This window comes from Streptomyces sp. NBC_00287 (genome assembly GCF_036173105.1).
Taxonomy (GTDB): domain Bacteria; phylum Actinomycetota; class Actinomycetes; order Streptomycetales; family Streptomycetaceae; genus Streptomyces.
In genome coordinates, this window is the sequence record NZ_CP108053.1 from 6,802,326 (window position 1) to 6,823,526 (window position 21,201).

Genomic DNA, 21,201 nt, shown 5'->3' on the forward strand with positions numbered 1-21,201 from the left:
CCGCCATACAAAGGGGCCCGGTCCGCACATACGGACCGGGCCCCTTCGTGTGTGTCTCAGCGGCGCCCGTACTCCGCAGCCCACGCCTCGACCGTGTCCGCGGCCCGGTCGAACGCGTCCGGCCGCGCCAGGAAGTCCGCGTTGTGCGTGCTCATCAGCGGCGCCAGATCCTCCGCGGCCCGATCGGCGCGTACGAGGGTCAGAGCCTGCCCCTGCACGGTGCGCGGCAGGCCGAGCCAGCGCACCGGCTGCTGCACCGTGCGCACCGCGACCACCCGCTCCCAGGGCGTCGTCCGCGTGACGAAGAAGCCGACATGGCGCAGGCCTTGGGCGCTCACCCACACGCCCATGCGCAGCAGACGCAGCGCGACGGCGATCACGGCCAGCGCGATGCCGAAGACCACTGCGCCCTCGCCCGGTGTGCCGGTCAGCGCGATGATGACCGCCGCGAAGAGGACGTAGGAGGCAAGCAGCAGCAGAAGCGCGGCCACGCCCACCCGCCAGGGTCCGGGACGGTAGGGGCGCCGCCAGCGGTCACGGTCGTCGAAGGGCAGCGCGACATCGTCGGCTGTCTCGAAGGCTCGGTCGGCCGTCAGGAAGGGCAGGGGCACGGCTGGTCCTCACTCAATCCATGCTGGGGCTGTGCCCGGTGAGGCTATCGACCCGTGTCCCGGCTCACCACCCTTGGGGGTCCATGGGGGTATCTCCCACGCCATTCGGGCGGTGGGGGAGGGGCCAGTCCCGGCCTCAGCGGCCTTCGGAGGCCTGCGACTGCTGGGTCTGCTGTGAGGACTGGTCGGCGGAGAGCGCCGGCATCCCGAGGACAAGGGAACCCGCCAGCGCGGACACGATGGTGAGCCCCAGGAGCCAGCGCCCGGCTATCTGCCCGGCGGTCGCCCGCTCTCGGGGCGGGGGAGCGACATTGCTACGGAACCGGTCCGCTTCGGCAAGGAAGGCGAAGGGTACGGGCTCACGCCGACGGAACATCGGAGGTCCTGCTCCTCTTGGGACTCGAACGAATCACTGTCACCAACACAGACGAGCGGGTGCCGCAAATGGTGCCCGGTTACGCCGAATTGGCAGAAGTTCTCCGAAGTTGTCGCGGACCGGTACCGAACGCCCCGTTGTCAGTGCCGGGCCGTAGAGTGGGCGCCGCCCGAGTGAAGTGATGGAAGGACCCTCCGAGTCGTGACCGACACCCCCGCCGACGCCCTCAAGCCCAGCTTCCGCAGCGATGTCACCGTCGAGCTGGTCAAGCACAGCGCGGCCGACTCCGACGTGCTGTGGGCCGCCCGCGTCTCCACCGCCGGCGAGCAGTCCCTGGACGAGCTGAAGAAGGACCCCGAGCGCTCCAAGGGCCTCATCAACTACCTGATGCGGGACCGGCACGGCAGCCCCTTCGAGCACAACTCGATGACCTTCTTCATCAGCGCCCCGATCTTCGTCTTCCGCGAGTTCATGCGGCACCGAGTGGGCTGGTCGTACAACGAGGAGTCGGGCCGGTACCGGGAGCTCCAGCCGGTCTTCTACGTCCCCGACGAGTCCCGCAAGCTCGTCCAGGAGGGCCGCCCGGGCAAGTACGTCTTCGTGGAGGGCACCCAGGCCCAGCAGGAGCTGACGGGCCGGGTCATGGAGGACTCGTACCGCCAGGCCTATGAGTCCTACCAGGAGATGCTCGCCGCCGGCGTCGCCCGCGAGGTCGCCCGCGCGGTCCTCCCGGTCGGCCTCTTCTCCTCGATGTACGCGACCTGCAACGCCCGCTCGCTGATGCACTTCCTCGGCCTGCGCACCCAGCACGAGCTGGCGAAGGTCCCGTCCTTCCCGCAGCGGGAGATCGAGATGGTCGGCGAGAAGATGGAGGCGGAGTGGGCCAAGCTCATGCCGCTCACCTACGCCGCCTTCAATGCGAACGGACGTGTGGCGCCGTAGCGCACCTGAGTTCCCGGCCGGGCACACATGTGCGCATCAGCCTCACGAAGTGTCCGTATTGCGGCATTTAGAGAAGTTCATCTAGCCTGATCAAACGGACCCGGCACTGCTTGAACCCCCGAGCAGGCAGTGCCGGGCTCCATCTTTGTCCTGACTTTTCCCTCACCCCTAGGGCAGACCACGCCTTGAGCAGCGAGTAGCGTGTAACCCATGGCTCCGACCTCCACTCCGCAGACCCCCTTCGGGAGGGTCCTCACCGCTATGGTCACGCCCTTCACGGCGGACGGCGGCCTCGACCTCGACGGCGCGCAGCGGCTCGCCACGCACCTGGTGGACGCAGGCAACGACGGCCTGATCATCAACGGCACCACCGGCGAGTCCCCCACCACCAGCGACGCGGAGAAATCGGATCTCGTACGAGCCGTACTGGAGGCGGTCGGCGACCGCGCCCACGTTGTGGCCGGTGTCGGCACCAACGACACCCACCACAGCCTTGAGCTCGCCCGCCAGGCCGAGAAGACCGGCGCCCACGGCCTCCTGATCGTGACGCCGTACTACAACAAGCCCCCGCAGGAGGGCCTGTACCGGCACTTCAAGACCATCGCCGACGCCACCGAGCTGCCGGTCATGCTCTACGACATCCCCGGCCGCAGCGGCGTCCCGATCAGCACCGAGACACTCGTCCGGCTCGCCGAGCACCCCCGGATCGTCGCCAACAAGGACGCCAAGGGCGACCTCGGCCGCGCCAGCTGGGCCATTGCCCGCTCCGGCCTCGCCTGGTACTCCGGCGACGACATGCTGAACCTGCCGCTGCTCTCGGTTGGCGCAGTCGGCTTCGTCTCCGTCGTCGGCCATGTCGTCACCCCCGAGCTGCGCGCTCTCGTCGACGCGTACACCAGCGGTGACGTCCAGAAGGCGACCGAGATCCACCAGCAGCTGCTCCCGGTCTACACGGGCATGTTCCGCACCCAGGGCGTCATGACCACCAAGGCCGCGCTCACCCTCCAGGGCCTGCCCGCGGGACCGCTGCGCGCCCCGATGGTCGAGTGCTCGCCCGAGGAGATCGAACAACTCAAGATCGATCTTGCCGCGGGCGGGGTACAGCTCTAGCACCAGACTTCGCGCGGTCGGCCGCGCATCGACTTCACAACTGAATAAGCAGGCCACCGGTGCCTGCGCCACAACGACAACTGCTTCTGCACGAACGTCATGCGCGCCACGTGCCCTACCGGTACGTGGCGCGCGTGGTTGAGGAGAGTCTTTTGAGTCATCCGCATCCTGAACTCAGCTCGCCCCCGCCGCTCCCCGAAGGCGGCCTGCGGGTCACCCCGCTGGGCGGCCTCGGCGAAATCGGCCGAAACATGACGGTCTTCGAGTACGGCGGCCGCCTGCTGATCGTCGACTGCGGAGTGCTCTTCCCCGAGGAGGAGCAGCCCGGAATCGACCTGATCCTGCCGGACTTCTCGTCCATCAGGGACCGCCTCGACGACATCGAGGGCATCGTCCTCACCCACGGTCACGAGGACCACATCGGCGGCGTCCCCTTCCTGCTCCGCGAGAAGCCGGACATCCCGCTGATCGGCTCCAAGCTGACCCTCGCGCTCATCGAGGCCAAGCTCCAGGAGCACCGCATCCGGCCCTACACCCTGGAAGTGGTGGAGGGGAACCGCGAGCGCATCGGCCCCTTCGACTGCGAGTTCATCGCCGTCAACCACTCCATCCCCGACGCCCTGGCCGTCGCCATCCGCACCCCTGCGGGCATGGTGGTCCACACGGGCGACTTCAAGATGGACCAGCTCCCGCTGGACAGCCGGCTCACCGACCTGCACGCGTTCGCACGCCTGAGCGAGGAGGGCATCGACCTCCTTCTCTCGGACTCGACGAACGCCGAGGTCCCGGGCTTCGTCCCGCCCGAGCGTGACATCTCCAACGTCCTGCGTCAGGTCTTCGCGAACGCCAGCAAGCGGATCATCGTGGCGAGCTTCGCCAGCCACATCCACCGCATCCAGCAGATCCTGGACGCGGCCCACGAATACGGCCGCCGGGTCGCCTTCGTCGGCCGCTCGATGGTCCGCAACATGGGCATCGCGAGGGACCTGGGCTATCTGAAGGTCCCGCCGGGCCTGGTGGTCGACGTCAAGACGCTGGACGACCTCCCGGACAGCGAGATCGTGCTGGTCTGCACGGGCTCGCAGGGCGAACCGATGGCAGCCCTGTCGAGGATGGCCAACAGGGACCACCAGATCCGCATCGTCGACGGCGACACGGTGATCCTGGCGTCCTCGCTCATCCCCGGCAACGAGAACGCGGTCTACCGCGTGATCAACGGCCTGACCCGCTGGGGCGCCAATGTCGTCCACAAGGGCAATGCCAAGGTGCACGTCTCGGGCCACGCGTCCGCGGGCGAGCTCCTGTACTTCTACAACATCTGCCGCCCGAAGAACCTGATGCCGGTCCACGGCGAATGGCGCCACCTGCGTGCCAACGCCGAGCTGGGCGCCCTCACCGGTGTCCCGCACGACCGCATCGTCATCGCCGAGGACGGCGTCGCCGTCGACCTCATCGAGGGCAAGGCGAAGATCTCCGGCAAGGTCCAGGCGGGTTACGTCTACGTCGACGGCCTGTCCGTCGGTGACGTGGGCGAGCCGGCACTGAAGGACCGGAAGATCCTCGGCGACGAGGGCATCATCTCGGTCTTCGTGGTCGTGGACTCCTCCACCGGCAAGATCACGGGTGGCCCGCACATCCAGGCCCGCGGTTCCGGTATCGACGACTCCGTCTTCGGGGACGTCATCCCGAAGATCACGGAGGTACTGGAGCGCTCGGCCCAGGACGGCGTCGTGGAGCCCCACCAGCTCCAGCAGCTCATCCGCCGGACCCTGGGCAAGTGGGTCTCCGACACCTATCGCCGCAGGCCGATGATCCTCCCTGTGGTGGTGGAGGTCTGACGGACCGTCGGCCCTCGTACGCGTGAACCCGGAGCGGGGCGCCTCGATTTGCATCGAGGCGCCCCGCTCCAGTAAGTTTACGGCTCCGCCTGAACGGGAACCCGGCCGCCTCGTGCGCCGGAACCAGTCCCCGAAGGGGGCGGGAAATCCGACTCAGAACTTCTGATAAAGTCGGAACCGCCGGAAAGGGAAACGCGAAAGCGAGAACCTGGAAAGCACCGAGGAAATCGGATCGGAAAGATCTGATAGAGTCGGAAAAGCAAGAACGAAGGGAAGCCCGGAGGAAAGCCCGCGAGGGTGAGTACAAAGGAAGCGACCGTTCCTTGAGAACTCAACAGCGTGCCAAAAGTCAACGCCAGATATGTTGATACCCCGTCCGTCGGAATACTCCGATGGTCGAGGTTCCTTTGAAATAACACAGCGAGGACGCTGTGTGCGAGGGGATTATTCCTCCTCTCGCACCGCTCTCGTGGTGTCAAACCGGATTACCGGTAAACATTCACGGAGAGTTTGATCCTGGCTCAGGACGAACGCTGGCGGCGTGCTTAACACATGCAAGTCGAACGATGAACCACTTCGGTGGGGATTAGTGGCGAACGGGTGAGTAACACGTGGGCAATCTGCCCTTCACTCTGGGACAAGCCCTGGAAACGGGGTCTAATACCGGATAACACTCCTGCCTGCATGGGCGGGGGTTAAAAGCTCCGGCGGTGAAGGATGAGCCCGCGGCCTATCAGCTTGTTGGTGAGGTAATGGCTCACCAAGGCGACGACGGGTAGCCGGCCTGAGAGGGCGACCGGCCACACTGGGACTGAGACACGGCCCAGACTCCTACGGGAGGCAGCAGTGGGGAATATTGCACAATGGGCGAAAGCCTGATGCAGCGACGCCGCGTGAGGGATGACGGCCTTCGGGTTGTAAACCTCTTTCAGCAGGGAAGAAGCGAAAGTGACGGTACCTGCAGAAGAAGCGCCGGCTAACTACGTGCCAGCAGCCGCGGTAATACGTAGGGCGCAAGCGTTGTCCGGAATTATTGGGCGTAAAGAGCTCGTAGGCGGCTTGTCACGTCGATTGTGAAAGCCCGGGGCTTAACCCCGGGTCTGCAGTCGATACGGGCTAGCTAGAGTGTGGTAGGGGAGATCGGAATTCCTGGTGTAGCGGTGAAATGCGCAGATATCAGGAGGAACACCGGTGGCGAAGGCGGATCTCTGGGCCATTACTGACGCTGAGGAGCGAAAGCGTGGGGAGCGAACAGGATTAGATACCCTGGTAGTCCACGCCGTAAACGGTGGGAACTAGGTGTTGGCGACATTCCACGTCGTCGGTGCCGCAGCTAACGCATTAAGTTCCCCGCCTGGGGAGTACGGCCGCAAGGCTAAAACTCAAAGGAATTGACGGGGGCCCGCACAAGCAGCGGAGCATGTGGCTTAATTCGACGCAACGCGAAGAACCTTACCAAGGCTTGACATACACCGGAAAGCATTAGAGATAGTGCCCCCCTTGTGGTCGGTGTACAGGTGGTGCATGGCTGTCGTCAGCTCGTGTCGTGAGATGTTGGGTTAAGTCCCGCAACGAGCGCAACCCTTGTCCTGTGTTGCCAGCATGCCCTTCGGGGTGATGGGGACTCACAGGAGACCGCCGGGGTCAACTCGGAGGAAGGTGGGGACGACGTCAAGTCATCATGCCCCTTATGTCTTGGGCTGCACACGTGCTACAATGGCCGGTACAATGAGCTGCGAAACCGTGAGGTAGAGCGAATCTCAAAAAGCCGGTCTCAGTTCGGATTGGGGTCTGCAACTCGACCCCATGAAGTCGGAGTTGCTAGTAATCGCAGATCAGCATTGCTGCGGTGAATACGTTCCCGGGCCTTGTACACACCGCCCGTCACGTCACGAAAGTCGGTAACACCCGAAGCCGGTGGCCCAACCCCTTGTGGGAGGGAGCTGTCGAAGGTGGGACTGGCGATTGGGACGAAGTCGTAACAAGGTAGCCGTACCGGAAGGTGCGGCTGGATCACCTCCTTTCTAAGGAGCATCTAGGCCGCCAAGCTTGCTTGGTGGTCCAGAGCCACTACGTCGGCGAATGATCGACGGTGGTTAGCTCATGGGTGGAACGTTGACTATTCGGCACACTTGATCGTCTTCTCCTTCCAGTACTGCTCTTCGGAGCGTGGAACGTCGAGGGGAGCGGGGAGTGTGCCGGGCACGTTGTTGGGTGTCTGAGGGAATGGTTTTTCCTCAGTCGCCGGCCCCAGTGAACTCCGGTTTGTGCCGGGGGTGATGGGTGGCTGGTCGTTGTTTGAGAACTGCACAGTGGACGCGAGCATCTGTGGCCAAGTTTTTAAGGGCGCACGGTGGATGCCTTGGCACCAGGAACCGATGAAGGACGTGGGAGGCCACGATAGTCCCCGGGGAGTCGTCAACCAGGCTTTGATCCGGGGGTTTCCGAATGGGGAAACCCGGCAGTCGTCATGGGCTGTCACCCATACCTGAACACATAGGGTATGTGGAGGGAACGCGGGGAAGTGAAACATCTCAGTACCCGCAGGAAGAGAAAACAACCGTGATTCCGGGAGTAGTGGCGAGCGAAACCGGATGAGGCCAAACCGTATGCGTGTGAGACCCGGCAGGGGTTGCGCATACGGGGTTGTGGGATCTCTCTTTCACAGTCTGCCGGCTGTGAGGCGAGTCAGAAACCGTTGATGTAGGCGAAGGGCATGCGAAAGGCCCGGCGTAGAGGGTAAGACCCCCGTAGTCGAAACATCAGCGGCTTGCTTGAGAGACACCCAAGTAGCACGGGGCCCGAGAAATCCCGTGTGAATCTGGCGGGACCACCCGCTAAGCCTAAATATTCCCTGGTGACCGATAGCGGATAGTACCGTGAGGGAATGGTGAAAAGTACCGCGGGAGCGGAGTGAAATAGTACCTGAAACCGTGTGCCTACAAGCCGTGGGAGCGTCGGACATCAAGCTTGCTTGGTGTCTCGTGACTGCGTGCCTTTTGAAGAATGAGCCTGCGAGTTTGCGGTGTGTTGCGAGGTTAACCCGTGTGGGGAAGCCGTAGCGAAAGCGAGTCCGAATAGGGCGGTATAGTAGCGCGCTCAAGACCCGAAGCGGAGTGATCTAGCCATGGGCAGGTTGAAGCGGAGGTAAGACTTCGTGGAGGACCGAACCCACCAGGGTTGAAAACCTGGGGGATGACCTGTGGTTAGGGGTGAAAGGCCAATCAAACTCCGTGATAGCTGGTTCTCCCCGAAATGCATTTAGGTGCAGCGTCGTGTGTTTCTTGCCGGAGGTAGAGCACTGGATAGGCGATGGGCCCTACCGGGTTACTGACCTTAGCCAAACTCCGAATGCCGGTAAGTGAGAGCGCGGCAGTGAGACTGTGGGGGATAAGCTCCATGGTCGAGAGGGAAACAGCCCAGAGCATCGACTAAGGCCCCTAAGCGTACGCTAAGTGGGAAAGGATGTGGAGTCGCACAGACAACCAGGAGGTTGGCTTAGAAGCAGCCACCCTTGAAAGAGTGCGTAATAGCTCACTGGTCTAGTGATTCCGCGCCGACAATGTAGCGGGGCTCAAGCGTACCGCCGAAGTCGTGTCATTCATACAATAGGGCCAACGCCTGTATGGATGGGTAGGGGAGCGTCGTGTGCCGGGTGAAGCCGCGCCGGAAGGCAGTGGTGGACGGTTCACGAGTGAGAATGCAGGCATGAGTAGCGATACACACGTGAGAAACGTGTGCGCCGATTGACTAAGGGTTCCTGGGTCAAGCTGATCTGCCCAGGGTAAGTCGGGACCTAAGGCGAGGCCGACAGGCGTAGTCGATGGATAACCGGTTGATATTCCGGTACCCGCTGTGAAGCGTCAAACACTGAACCAGGCGATGCTAAGTCCGTGAAGCCGCCCCGGAGCCTTCGGGCAAAGGGGAGTGGTGGAGCCGACGGACCAGACTTGCAGTAGGTGAGTGATGGGGTGACGCAGGAAGGTAGTCCAGCCCGGGTGGTGGTTGTCCCGGGGTAAGGGTGTAGGCCGTGCGATAGGCAAATCCGTCGCACATGAGGCTGAGACCTGATGCCGAGCCGATTGTGGTGAAGTGGATGATCCTATGCTGTCGAGAAAAGCCTCTAGCGAGTTTCATGGCGGCCCGTACCCTAAACCGACTCAGGTGGTCAGGTAGAGAATACCGAGGCGTTCGGGTGAACTATGGTTAAGGAACTCGGCAAAATGCCCCCGTAACTTCGGGAGAAGGGGGGCCATCACTGGTGAGAGGACTTGCTCCTCGAGCTGGGGGTGGCCGCAGAGACCAGCGAGAAGCGACTGTTTACTAAAAACACAGGTCCGTGCGAAGCCGTAAGGCGATGTATACGGACTGACGCCTGCCCGGTGCTGGAACGTTAAGGGGACCGGTTAGTCACTCTTCGGGGTGGCGAAGCTGAGAACTTAAGCGCCAGTAAACGGCGGTGGTAACTATAACCATCCTAAGGTAGCGAAATTCCTTGTCGGGTAAGTTCCGACCTGCACGAATGGCGTAACGACTTCTCGACTGTCTCAACCATAGGCCCGGTGAAATTGCACTACGAGTAAAGATGCTCGTTTCGCGCAGCAGGACGGAAAGACCCCGGGACCTTTACTACAGTTTGATATTGGTGTTCGGTTCGGCTTGTGTAGGATAGCTGGGAGACTGTGAACTCTGGACGCCAGTTCAGGGGGAGTCGTCGTTGAAATACCAGTCTGGTCGTGCTGGATGTCTAACCTGGGTCCGTGATCCGGATCAGGGACAGTGTCTGATGGGTAGTTTAACTGGGGCGGTTGCCTCCTAAAGAGTAACGGAGGCGCCCAAAGGTTCCCTCAGCCTGGTTGGCAATCAGGTGTTGAGTGTAAGTGCACAAGGGAGCTTGACTGTGAGACCGACGGGTCGAGCAGGGACGAAAGTCGGGACTAGTGATCCGGCGGTGGCTTGTGGAAGCGCCGTCGCTCAACGGATAAAAGGTACCCCGGGGATAACAGGCTGATCTTCCCCAAGAGTCCATATCGACGGGATGGTTTGGCACCTCGATGTCGGCTCGTCGCATCCTGGGGCTGGAGTCGGTCCCAAGGGTTGGGCTGTTCGCCCATTAAAGCGGTACGCGAGCTGGGTTTAGAACGTCGTGAGACAGTTCGGTCCCTATCCGCTGTGCGCGTAGGAATATTGAGAAGGGCTGTCCCTAGTACGAGAGGACCGGGACGGACGAACCTCTGGTGTGCCAGTTGTCCTGCCAAGGGCATGGCTGGTTGGCTACGTTCGGGAGGGATAACCGCTGAAAGCATCTAAGCGGGAAGCCTGCTTCGAGATGAGTATTCCCACCTCCTTGAGAGGGTAAGGCTCCCAGTAGACGACTGGGTTGATAGGCCGGATATGGAAGCACGGTAACGTGTGGAGTTGACCGGTACTAATAGGCCGAGGGCTTGTCCTCAGTTGCTCGCGTCCACTGTGTTGGTTCTGAAACCACGAACAGCCCTATGCCATGGTCACGGTGTGGTGCGGCAGTTCACAGTTTCATAGTGTTTCGGTGGTCATAGCGTGAGGGAAACGCCCGGTTACATTCCGAACCCGGAAGCTAAGCCTTACAGCGCCGATGGTACTGCAGGGGGGACCCTGTGGGAGAGTAGGACGCCGCTGAACAAATCTTGAAAAGGGTTGGATCCTGAACTTCGGTTCGGGGTCCAACCCTTTTTTGCTGTGCGTCACTTGAAGTTCACGTTGCGGAACCAACATCCGCAGCATGGGTACTGCTGCAATGCTCAGGGCCGCCGGCGTCGGAGTCGGTGACGAGGTCGTCGTACCGGCCTTCGGGAACGCCGAGGTCGCCGAGGCCGTGATCCTGGCCGGGGCGCTTCCGGTGTTCGCCGACATAGACCCGGTCACGTACTGCCTGGACGCCGTTGCCGTCGAGGCGGTCGTGACCGCACGGACCGCGGCCGTAGTCGCCGTACACCGCTTCGGGCGGTCCGCCGACATCGCGCGGCTGCACGGGGTGGGGCAGCGGCACGGGCTGCTCGTGCTGGAACAGGGCGAGTCCGAGGCGCCGTATGACGAGATTGCTCAGCGTCGGCAGCGGGCCGCTTATCTGGACTCGAAGCTGAAGGGTGTGTGGACGCCCGACGGGGGCGATGGGCACACCTACCAGCAGTACGTCGTGCGCGTGCCCGGGAACGGGCGGCCCGATCGGGACGCCTTCGCTCGCGCCGTGCGGGCTCGCGGAGTTGACTGCAAGGTGCCGGTGAAGACGCCCGTGCACCGGCTGCCGGAGTTCCGTCGGTGTGTGTCGTTGCCGGAGACCGAGCGGGCCGCCGACGAGACGCTCACGCTGCCTGTGGATGCCGCGTTGACCAAGCGGGACATGCAGCGAATCGTCTCCGCATGCAACGCGCTGGGTGGGTTGCTGCAGCCCGCCGTCTGAAGAACCGTTGGTTCGAAGCATGCGCGAATTGAGGGTATGATTTAGCTCGTTGCCGCGGGGCAGATCCCGAAGGCAACAGGCCCCTATAGCTCAGTCGGTAGAGCGTCTCCATGGTAAGGAGAAGGTCAACGGTTCGATTCCGTTTGGGGGCTCAAGAAGAAAAGGCCTCCGCCCTTACGGGCGGGGGCCTTTCTCGTATCCGTCCTTGTCTCTGTCAGTCAGTGTGGAGGCCCGGCACGCGCATTGCGAGGATCGCCATGTCGTCGGACGGGGCGTCCGAGGCGAAGCGCTCCACGGCGCGCATGATGCGGGCGGCGACCGCGCCTGCCGTCAGGCCCGTGCAGGTCGTCAGGACGTCGATGAGGCCGTCGTCGCCCAGCATGCGACTGCCTTCGCGGCGCTCGGTCACACCGTCAGTGACGCACAGCAGGACATCGCCGGGGTCGAGCGTGACGGTCTGCTCGTAGAGCTCCAGGTCCTCCATCACGCCCAGCAACGGCTGGGGTTCGGCGGCCGGTTCGACCGTGCCGTCCTGGCGCAGGCGGAGCGGGAGGGGATGGCCGGCGCAGACCACCTTCAACTCCGCGCTGCCGTCCTGCTGCGGGCGCAGCTCGCCGTACAGGAGGGTCAGGAAGCGGCTGCGGGCGCCCTCGTCGAGGATCGCGGAGTTGAGGCGCTCCAGGACCGCGGGGCCGCTGAGGCCCTCGCGGGCCAGGAGGCGCAGCGCGTGCCGGGCGAGGCCCGTGACCGCCGCCGCGTTCGGGCCCGTACCGCAGACGTCGCCGATGGCGAAGCCGTAGGCGCCGTCGCTGATCGGGAAGAGGTCGTAGAAGTCGCCGCCGACTTCGTTGCCCTCGCCGGCCGCGCGGTAGATGACCTCGACCTCGACGCCGTCGATCTCGGGGAGTTCGGGCGGCAGGAGGCTGCGCTGGAGGGACTGGCTGATGGCCGTGCGCTCCGAGTACAGGCGGGCGTTGTCGAGGGCCAGGGCGGCCCGGCGGGAGAGGTCTTCTGCCAACTCCAGGATTTCCTGGCGGAAATGCTCGTCGGTGGGCTTGCCGAGGGTCAGCATGCCGATGACGCGGTTACGGGCCACCAGGGGGAGTACGACCGTCTCGCCGCCGACCGCCGATGCCGTGGCGAGGGTGGGGCCGATGCCCGAACTGACGCGCGGGAGCGGCTCGCCGAGGCCCAGGCTGCGCATGGAAGTGCGCAGGGCGGCCTGGTGAGCGGCCTCCGCGGGGGCGGACCAGATGCGGGCGCCGGGGGTGGGGACCGGGTCGGGCGGGGCGATCTTCGAGAGCAACGATTTGATGCCGTCGATGAGTTCCTCGTCCTCGTGCAGGACGTACGACAGGTACGGCTCGGAGGCCTGGTCGGCGATGGTGTAGACCGCGCACCAGGTGGCCAGGGTCGGGACCGTCATCTGGGCCATCAGGGCGAGAGTCTGGTCGCGGTCCAGGGTGCCGGCGAGCAGGTCGGAGGCTTCGACCAGGAAGCTCAGCGAGCCTCGGCGCAGGCGCTCCAGTTCGCCGAGGCGTGCCGACTCGACGGCCAACGCGATGCGGTCGGCGGCGAATTGGAGCCGTAGGGCCTCTTCGTTGGAGTATCTGCCGGGGGCCTCCGCCGCGACGCCGAGGGAGCCGGTGAGGCGGCCCTCGACCTTCAGGGGGACGGTCACCACCGAGCGCATGCCGGTGCCGCTGAGCAGCGGGACGGCGCCGGGGACGGCCGTCAGGTCGTCGTGGACGGCCGGCATGCGGGCCGAGCCGTAGCGGCCCGGGCCCGCCTCGACGGGCACGCGCGCGAAGCGCTGGCGGGCGGAGGGCAGGCCGGTGGAGGCGCGGACCTCCAACTCGGTCTCGTCGTCGGTCGCGAGGAGCAGGAAAGCGGAGTCGCCGTCGAGCATGTCGCGGGCGCGCTCCACCGTGCGCTGCAGAAGGCCGTCCAGGTCGTCCGGGGCCGGGGAGCCGATGAACACCTCGAAGGGGTCGGTGCTCTGGCCCTCTCCGCCGCCGCCGGCGTCGGAGGACGGCATGCGCAACGGCGTCTGGAGGACCGCGCGTTCGTGATCCCGGACGAGCAGGCAGACCGTGGAGGGCTCGCCGCCGGTGTCGCGGACGCGGAGGTGGGAGGCGTACACCGGGGTCACCCGGCCGTTGGCGCCGCGGATGCCGTAACTGCCCTCCCAGCGGGAGAGTTGGAGGGCCTCCGCGATGCCGGTGCTGGTGCCCGGGGTGTGCGGCCAGGCGGCGAGGTCGGTGAGGGGCTTGCCGGTGACCTGCTCGGCGGGGTAGCCGAAGAGTTCCTCGGCGTCCTCGTTCCACGCCGAGATGGCGCCCGTACGGTCGATCTGGACCACGGCGACGCGGACGCGGCCGTCGGCGAGCGGGAGGAGGTCGGCGGGGAGGGAGGGGCCGGCGGCCCGGGTGCCCACCGGGCGCTCAGGAAGGTCGAGTTGGAACCAGACCTGCTTGTGCGTGGGGGTGTACTCGACGCCCCAGCGGCCGGCCAGGGCCGCGCACAGTTGGAGGCCGCGGCCGCCCTCGCGGTCGGGGCTGCCCATGTTGACGGCCGTGCCCTGGAGCGGGATCTCGCGCTCCGGGTAGCGGTCGGCGACCTCGATCCGGACGCCGTCGTCGGCGCGCAGACACAGGACGTCGGCGGAAGTGCCCGCGTGCACCACGGCATTGGTCACCAGCTCGCTGGTGAGGACCACGGCGTCGTCGACGATGTCGGCGAAGCCCCAGCCCTGGAGGGTGTCGCGGACGAAGGAGCGGGCGCTCGCGACCGATCGCCCGACGGGCTCGAAGCTGGCGGCCGCGCGCGCGGTGATCACAGAACTCCTCGACCGGTTGTCGACATGCAGGGCTCCGTGGCCGGCCGGCTCCTGCCGCTGATGCGGCAGGCTGCCCGTCGGCCGGGGGTCCGAGGGCTGCTCCCCCGGGATCAGTCCGGTGGTCATGTGTGCGGCCGCCCCTCCGATGCCCGCTCGTTTCCGTGCCACCGCCCTAGCCGGACGGACCGGTGCGGCTGGACAGCCGCATGCAAGGTTACTTACCTTCGCCGTCCATGCGGATGCCGGTCTGCAGTGTTTCCGCCCGGAGGGTGTGCGGACGGTGTGCGAAGCTGCCGAACTGTTATGGCCGGGTTCAGCCGGGGTGAAACACTGGGCAAGCTTCTTGTGAAGGTCCGGGCAGGCTGATTGTCCATCGCGGACGGCGGGCAGCAGCCCGTGGTGCGGCCTGGTATATCCGGCAGAAATACCCAGCAGTAACCGGTACGCGAGCATGAGTGCCGGGAGCACGGCAGTGACGGTCGACCCCTGCGGGAGGGACACAGTGGAGTCTGGCGCAGCGACGCGGGGCACGAAGACGCGCGCGAAAGGCGGACAGTCCCTGATGAACCAGCGCAAACCGCGCGGTGGGACCACCGCGGTGGACACGGCCGCCCTGAACCGACTGCTGGCGGCGCTCGTGTCGATGCGGGACGGGAACTTCCGCAAGCGGCTAACGGTCTCCGGCGACGGCGTGATGTCCGAGATCGCGGCGGTCTTCAACGAGGTGGCCGACCGCAATCTGCATCTGACCGGCGAACTGTCGCGGGTGCGGCGCATGGTCGGCCGAGAGGGCAAGCTCACGGAACGACTGGAAACAGGCGCCTGTGAGGGCTCCTGGGCGACCGCCGTCGACAATTCCAACGCCCTGGTCGACGATCTCGTACGGCCCGTCTCCGAGGTCGGCCGGGTGCTGTCCGCGGTCGCGGAGGGCGATCTGTCGCCGCGTATGGAGCTGCGGACGCAGGCGCCGGACGGGACCGGGCATCCGCTGCGCGGGGAGTTCCTGAAGGTCGGCCGTACCGTCAACAATCTCGTCGACCAGCTGTCCACGTTCACCGACGAGGTCACACGCGTGGCCAGCGAGGTGGGCACCGAGGGCAAGCTGGGCGGGCAGGCACGCGTGCGTGGCATGTCGGGTTCGTGGAAGGACCTCACGGACTCCGTCAACACGATGGCGTACCGGCTGACCGCGCAGGTGCGGGACATCGCGCTGGTGACCACCGCGGTTGCCAAGGGTGATCTGTCCCGGAAGGTCACGGTCCATGTGGCCGGCGAGATGCTGGAGCTGAAGAACACCGTCAACACGATGGTGGACCAGCTGTCGTCGTTCTCCTCCGAGGTGACCCGGGTCGCGCGCGAGGTGGGCACCGAGGGCGAGCTCGGCGGGCAGGCGCAGGTGCCGGGTGTGGCGGGCGTGTGGAAGGACCTCACCGATTCGGTGAACCTCATGGCCGGTAACCTCACGGCCCAGGTGCGGGGTATCTCACAGGTCACCACCGCGGTCGCCAACGGCGATCTGTCGCAGAAGGTGACCGTGTCGGCACGTGGTGAGGTGGCGCAGCTCGCGGACACCATCAACCAGATGACCGAGACGCTGCGGATCTTCGCGGACGAGGTCACGCGCGTGGCCAACGAGGTCGGCGCCGAGGGCCGGCTGGGCGGCCAGGCGAATGTGCCGGGTGCCGCGGGCACCTGGAAGGACCTGACGGACTCCGTCAACACGGTCTTCCGGAACTTGACGATCCAGGTGCGGGACATCGCCGCGGTGACGACGGCCGTGGCCAACGGTGATCTCTCGCAGAAGGTCACCGTCGATGTGGCCGGCGAGATGCTGGAGCTCAAGAACACCGTCAACGGCATGGTGGACCAGCTGTCGTCCTTCGGTTCCGAGGTCACGCGCGTGGCGCGGGAGGTCGGTGTCGAGGGTGAGCTGGGCGGGCAGGCGCAGGTGCCCGGAGCGGCGGGGACGTGGAAGGACCTTACGGACTCCGTCAACACCGCGTTCCGCAACCTCACCGGACAGGTGAGGAACATCGCCCAGGTGACGACGGCCGTGGCCAACGGCGACCTCTCGCAGAAGGTCACCGTGGACGTCTCCGGCGAGATGCTCCAGCTGAAGAACACCGTGAACACGATGGTGGACCAGCTGTCGGCCTTCGCCGACCAGGTGACGCGGATGGCGCGGGACGTGGGCACGGAGGGCCGCCTGGGCGGTCAGGCGGTCGTACCGGGTGTGTCGGGGACGTGGAAGGAGCTCACCGACTCCGTCAACTTCATGGGCGGCAATCTGACCTCGCAGGTGCGGCAGATCGCTCAGGTGACCACGGCGGTGGCCCGGGGTGACCTCTCCCAGAAGATCGACGTGGACGCGCGCGGGGAGATCCTCGAGCTGAAGAACACCATCAACACGATGGTCGACCAGCTCTCCGGCTTCGCCGAGCAGGTGACCCGGGTGGCCCGCGAGGTGGGCACCGAGGGGCGCCTGGGCGGGCAGGCGCAGGTGCCCGGTGTGGCCGGTGTGTGGCGCGATCTGACCGACTCCGTGAACGGCATGGCCGGCAATCTCACCGCCCAGGTGCGCAATATCGCGCAAGTCGCCACCGCGGTGGCCCGGGGTGACCTCTCCCAGAAGATCACCGTGGACGCGCGCGGGGAGATCCTGGAGCTGAAGAACACCCTGAACACGATGGTCGACCAGCTGTCGTCGTTCGCGGAGGAGGTCACCAGGGTCGCCCGTGAGGTGGGTACGGAGGGCCAGCTCGGCGGGCAGGCCGAGGTGCAGGGTGTCTCCGGCACCTGGAAGGACCTCACCCAGTCCGTGAACTTCATGGCGAACAACCTGACCATCCAGGTGCGCCAGATCGCCGAGGTCACGACCGCGGTCGCCAAGGGCGACCTGTCCAAGAAGATCACCGTCGACGCGAAGGGCGAGATCCTCGAGCTCGTCACCACCGTCAACACGATGGTGGACCAGCTGTCCTCCTTCGCCGAGCAGGTGACCCGGGTGGCCCGCGAGGTGGGCACCGAGGGCATCCTGGGCGGCCAGGCGCATGTGCCCGGCATCACGGGCATCTGGAAGGACCTCAGCGGCAACGTCAACCTGATGGCCAAGAATCTGACCATGCAGGTACGGAACATTTCCCAGGTCGCGAACGCGGTCGCCAACGGCGACCTCACCCGGACGGTGACGATCGAGGCGCGCGGCGAGGTCGCGCAGCTCGCGGACACCTTCAACACCATGGTGAAGACGCTGAGTTCGTTCGCCGACCAGGTCACCAAGGTGGCCCGTGAGGTGGGCACGGACGGCATCCTGGGCGGCCAGGCGCGCGTGCCGGGTGTGGCCGGTACGTGGAAGGACCTCACCGAGTCGGTGAACCAGATGGCGTCCAACCTGACCGGTCAGGTGCGGAACATCGCCATGGTGACCACCGCCATCGCCAAGGGTGATCTGACCAAGAAGATCGACATCGACGCGCGGGGCGAGATCCTCGAACTCAAGACGACGATCAACACGATGGTCGACCAGCTCTCCTCCTTCGCCGAGGAAGTAACCCGAGTCGCCCGCGAGGTGGGCACCGAAGGACAGCTCGGCGGCCAGGCACGCGTGCGTGACGTCGACGGAACCTGGCGCGACCTCACCGAGTCCGTGAACGAGATGGCCGGGAACCTGACCCGGCAGGTGCGTGCCATCGCGCGCGTGGCGACCGCGGTGACCCGTGGTGACCTGAACCTGAAGATCGACGTCGACGCCTCCGGCGAGATCCAGGAACTCCAGGACTACATCAACAAGATGATCGCCAACCTGCGCGACACCACGATCGCCAACAAGGAGCAGGACTGGCTCAAGGGCAACCTCGCCCGGATCTCCGCGCTGATGCAGGGCCGCCGTGACCTCCAGGACGTGGCCTCGCTGATCATGAGCGAGCTGACGCCGGTGGTCTCCGCGCAGCACGGCGCCTTCTTCCTGGCGATGCCCGACGCGAGCCATGTCGGCGAGGACCAGTACGAGCTGCGGATGCTGGGCTCGTACGGCTACTCGATGGGCTCCATGCCGACCTCGTTCCGGCCGGGGGAGGCCCTGGTCGGTACGGCGGCCCAGGAGAAGCGCACGATCCTTGTGGAGAACGCGCCCAGCGGCTATCTGAAGATCTCCTCCGGGCTCGGCGAGGCCCCGCCCGCGCAGGTGATCGTGTTGCCGGTGCTGTTCGAGGGCAAGGTGCTCGGGGTGATCGAGCTGGCCTCCTTCACGCCGTTCACGCAGATCCAGAAGGACTTCCTGAACCAGATCGCGGAGATGATCGCGACCAGCGTCAACACCATCTCCGTCAACACCAAGACCGAGCAGCTGCTGAAGCAGTCCCAGGAGCTGACCGAGCAACTCCAGGAGCGGTCGGCCGAGTTGGAGAACCGGCAGAAGGCACTCCAGGCGTCCAACGCCGAACTGGAGGAGAAGGCCGAGCTGCTGGCCCAGCAGAACCGCGACATCGAGGTGAAGAACACCGAGATCGAGGAGGCCCGGCAGGTCCTGGAGGAGCGCGCCGAGCAGCTCGCGGTGTCGATGCGCTACAAGAGCGAGTTCCTGGCCAATATGTCGCACGAGCTGCGTACGCCGCTCAACTCGCTGCTGATTCTGGCCAAGCTGCTCGCCGACAACGCCGAGGGCAACCTCTCACCGAAGCAGGTCGAGTTCGCCGAGACCATCCACGGCGCGGGTTCCGACCTGCTCCAGCTGATCAACGACATCCTCGACCTGTCCAAGGTCGAGGCGGGCAAGATGGACGTCTCCCCGACGCGCATCGCCCTCGTCCAGCTCGTCGACTACGTCGAGGCCACCTTCCGCCCGCTGACCGCGGAGAAGGGCCTGGACCTGTCCGTACGGGTCTCCCCTGAGCTGCCCGCCACGCTGCACACCGACGAGCAGCGGCTGCTCCAGGTGCTGCGCAACCTGCTGTCCAACGCGGTGAAGTTCACCGACTCCGGCTCGGTCGAGCTGGTCATCCGGCCGGCCGGGGCGGACGTACCGGTGGCGATCCGGGAGCAGTTGCTGGAGGCCGGTTCGCTGCGGGACGCGGACGCCGACCTGATCGCGTTCTCGGTGACCGACACCGGCATTGGCATCGCGGCCAGCAAGATGCGGGTGATCTTCGAGGCGTTCAAGCAGGCCGACGGCACGACCAGCCGCAAGTACGGCGGTACGGGCCTGGGGCTTTCGATCTCCCGGGAGATCGCGCAACTGCTCGGCGGCGAGATTCACGCGCAGAGCGAACCGGGACGCGGCTCGACCTTCACGCTGTACCTGCCGCTGCACCCGAGCGAGCTGCCGCCGCAGGGCTACCACCAGCAGCCCATGCCCGCCCTGCAGGCCGGGGACCTGATGGTGTCGGCCGCGGACCTGTCCGAGCTGTCCGACGTGGAGATCGAGACGCCGGCCGAGGTGAAGTCGTACCAGGAGACGCAGAACGGCGCCGCCGCGCTCTTCCGGCGGCGTCGCCGCAGGACCGCCGCCGAGCTCGAACAGCGGCCCGCGCTGCAGGAGCAGTGGCCGTCGGTGGAGCAGGAGCCGGTGCCGCTGGTGCGCCGGGGCATCCGGTTCGGCGGGGAGAAGGTGCTGATCGTCGACGACGACATCCGCAATGTCTTCGCGCTCACCAGCGTCCTGGAGCAGCACGGACTGTCGGTGCTGTACGCCGAGAACGGCCGTGAGGGCATCGAGGTACTGGAGCAGCACGACGATGTGGCGGTCGTCCTGATGGACATCATGATGCCCGAGATGGACGGGTACGCGACGACCACGGCGATCCGCAGGATGCCGCAGTTCGCCGGGCTCCCGATCATCGCGCTGACCGCCAAGGCCATGAAGGGCGACCGGGAGAAGGCGATCGAGTCGGGCGCCTCCGACTACGTCACCAAGCCGGTCGACCCCGATCACCTGCTGTCGGTGATGGAGCAGTGGATGCGGGAGGAGTGACGGGAGCGGCCGGGCTGCTCACGGGCCCGGTGTGCGGGCTTCGTACGGGGTTCGTACGGGCCCGGTGTGCGGGCTGGGGAAGGGCCTGGTGAGAACCTACGGTGTTCACACGGCGTTGCTGACTCAGTGTGCTCGACGCCGTGTAGAAGTACGGGATTCGGGGAACCTTCTGGTCTCCCGCTACGTTTCTGCTACGTGCACAGTGACATCGCGGTGACAGGGTGTGGCGACAGGCGGGGTGCGGCTACCATGACCGGCACGAGGACGGGCGGCGCAAGGGAGTCGTCCCCTGGGGCGGCACCCGCCGGTGCTTCCCCAAGTCCTGCGGACAGGGGAGGCCCCATGCCGGGGCGAGGAGGGCGGGCCATGGTGCAGAAGGCCAAGATCCTCCTGGTCGATGACCGGCCGGAGAATCTGCTCGCGCTGGAGGCGATCCTCTCTGCGCTCGATCAGACCCTGGTGCGGGCATCGTCCGGGGAGGAAGCGCTCAAAGCACTGCTCACGGACGACTTCGCGGTCATTCTGCTGGACGTCCAGATGCCGGGAATGGACGGTTTCGAAACCGCCGCGCACATCAAGCGCCGGGAGCGGACCCGGGACATCCCGATCATCTTCCTCACCGCGATCAATCACGGTCCCCATCACACCTTCCGCGGGTATGCCGCCGGTGCGGTGGACTACATCTCCAAGCCGTTCGACCCGTGGGTGCTGCGGGCGAAGGTCTCCGTCTTCGTCGAGCTGTACATGAAGAACTGCCAGCTCAGGGAGCAGGCGGCGCTGCTGCGGCTCCAGTTGGAGGGCGGCGGCAAGTCCGCCGGCGCCGAGACGAAGGAGCCGGCGGGGCTGCTGGCCGAACTGTCGGCGCGGCTCGCGGCGGTCGAGGAGCAGGCCGAGGCGCTGTCCAAACAGCTCGACGACGAGTCGGCGGACGCGGCGGCTGTCGCCACGGCAGCCCACCTGGAACGCAAACTCACCGGACTGCGGCGCGCGCTGGACGCGTTGGAGCCGGGCGCCGGAAACACCTCCTCGGTGCCCTCGCAGAACTGACGCCCCGACGAGGCGCGTTGGAGATGTCGTC

9 protein-coding genes, 1 tRNA gene and 3 rRNA genes are annotated in these 21,201 nt (G+C 65.6%); 10 read left to right on the top strand and 3 right to left on the bottom strand.

Annotated features, from left to right (window positions below):
- Positions 1 to 56: 56 nt before the first annotated feature.
- On the bottom strand, positions 57 to 611 hold the full coding sequence (locus OHT76_RS31145; protein ID WP_328874166.1) for a hypothetical protein: 555 nt from the start codon (positions 609 to 611) through the stop codon (positions 57 to 59).
- A gap of 136 nt (positions 612 to 747) precedes the next feature.
- On the bottom strand, positions 748 to 987 hold the full coding sequence (locus tag OHT76_RS31150; protein WP_328874167.1) for a hypothetical protein: 240 nt from the start codon (positions 985 to 987) through the stop codon (positions 748 to 750).
- Positions 988 to 1,188: 201 nt separating this feature from the next.
- On the opposite strand from OHT76_RS31150, the gene thyX reads away from it, so the two are divergent.
- The 8 genes from thyX (at position 1,189) to OHT76_RS31190 (ending at position 11,468) form a co-directional block, all read left to right on the top strand.
- Positions 1,189 to 1,929: an FAD-dependent thymidylate synthase gene (gene thyX / locus OHT76_RS31155; protein WP_328874168.1), complete on the top strand. Its 741-nt coding sequence runs from the start codon at positions 1,189 to 1,191 to the stop codon at positions 1,927 to 1,929.
- 210 nt (positions 1,930 to 2,139) lie between these two features.
- Entirely contained in the window at positions 2,140 to 3,039 is a 900-nt protein-coding gene (dapA, locus tag OHT76_RS31160) for a 4-hydroxy-tetrahydrodipicolinate synthase (RefSeq protein WP_328874169.1), read from the top strand.
- A 152-nt stretch (positions 3,040 to 3,191) separates the two neighbouring features.
- A complete protein-coding gene (locus tag OHT76_RS31165) occupies positions 3,192 to 4,877 on the top strand; it encodes a ribonuclease J (protein ID WP_328874170.1) in 1,686 nt (561 codons plus the stop codon).
- A gap of 498 nt (positions 4,878 to 5,375) precedes the next feature.
- Positions 5,376 to 6,901, top strand: a 16S ribosomal RNA gene (locus tag OHT76_RS31170).
- Between the two features lie 306 nt (positions 6,902 to 7,207).
- A 23S ribosomal RNA gene (locus OHT76_RS31175) occupies positions 7,208 to 10,329 on the top strand.
- Positions 10,330 to 10,421: 92 nt separating this feature from the next.
- A 5S ribosomal RNA gene (gene rrf, locus OHT76_RS31180) occupies positions 10,422 to 10,538 on the top strand.
- The 16S, 23S and 5S rRNA genes sit together here, the layout of an rRNA operon.
- 115 nt (positions 10,539 to 10,653) lie before the next feature.
- On the top strand, positions 10,654 to 11,316 hold the full coding sequence (locus OHT76_RS31185; protein ID WP_328876669.1) for a DegT/DnrJ/EryC1/StrS family aminotransferase: 663 nt from the start codon (positions 10,654 to 10,656) through the stop codon (positions 11,314 to 11,316).
- 79 nt (positions 11,317 to 11,395) lie between these two features.
- Positions 11,396 to 11,468: transfer RNA gene (locus OHT76_RS31190), tRNA-Thr, on the top strand.
- A 62-nt stretch (positions 11,469 to 11,530) separates the two neighbouring features.
- On the opposite strand, the gene OHT76_RS31195 is transcribed toward OHT76_RS31190, so the two are convergent.
- Entirely contained in the window at positions 11,531 to 14,281 is a 2,751-nt protein-coding gene (locus OHT76_RS31195) for a SpoIIE family protein phosphatase (protein WP_328874171.1), read from the bottom strand.
- Between the two features lie 436 nt (positions 14,282 to 14,717).
- On the opposite strand from OHT76_RS31195, the gene OHT76_RS31200 reads away from it, so the two are divergent.
- Together OHT76_RS31200 and OHT76_RS31205 are read left to right on the top strand one after the other, a co-directional pair.
- Entirely contained in the window at positions 14,718 to 20,123 is a 5,406-nt protein-coding gene (locus tag OHT76_RS31200) for a HAMP domain-containing protein (RefSeq protein ID WP_328874172.1), read from the top strand.
- A gap of 366 nt (positions 20,124 to 20,489) precedes the next feature.
- Complete coding sequence (locus OHT76_RS31205; RefSeq protein WP_328874173.1) at positions 20,490 to 21,170, top strand: response regulator; 681 nt, start codon at positions 20,490 to 20,492, stop codon at positions 21,168 to 21,170.
- The last annotated feature ends 31 nt before the right edge of the window (positions 21,171 to 21,201 follow it).

Bases quoted from the DNA above. Each gene is read 5' to 3' on its own strand.
- OHT76_RS31150 (WP_328874167.1), bottom strand. From the start codon at position 987: ATGTTCCGTCGGCGTGAGCCCGTACCCTTCGCCTTCCTTGCCGAAGCG.
- OHT76_RS31200 (WP_328874172.1), top strand. From the start codon at position 14,718: ATGAACCAGCGCAAACCGCGCGGTGGGACCACCGCGGTGGACACGGCC.
- dapA (WP_328874169.1), top strand. From the start codon at position 2,140: ATGGCTCCGACCTCCACTCCGCAGACCCCCTTCGGGAGGGTCCTCACC.
- OHT76_RS31195 (WP_328874171.1), bottom strand. From the start codon at position 14,281: ATGACCACCGGACTGATCCCGGGGGAGCAGCCCTCGGACCCCCGGCCG.
- OHT76_RS31205 (WP_328874173.1), top strand. From the start codon at position 20,490: ATGGTGCAGAAGGCCAAGATCCTCCTGGTCGATGACCGGCCGGAGAAT.
- OHT76_RS31185 (WP_328876669.1), top strand. From the start codon at position 10,654: ATGCTCAGGGCCGCCGGCGTCGGAGTCGGTGACGAGGTCGTCGTACCG.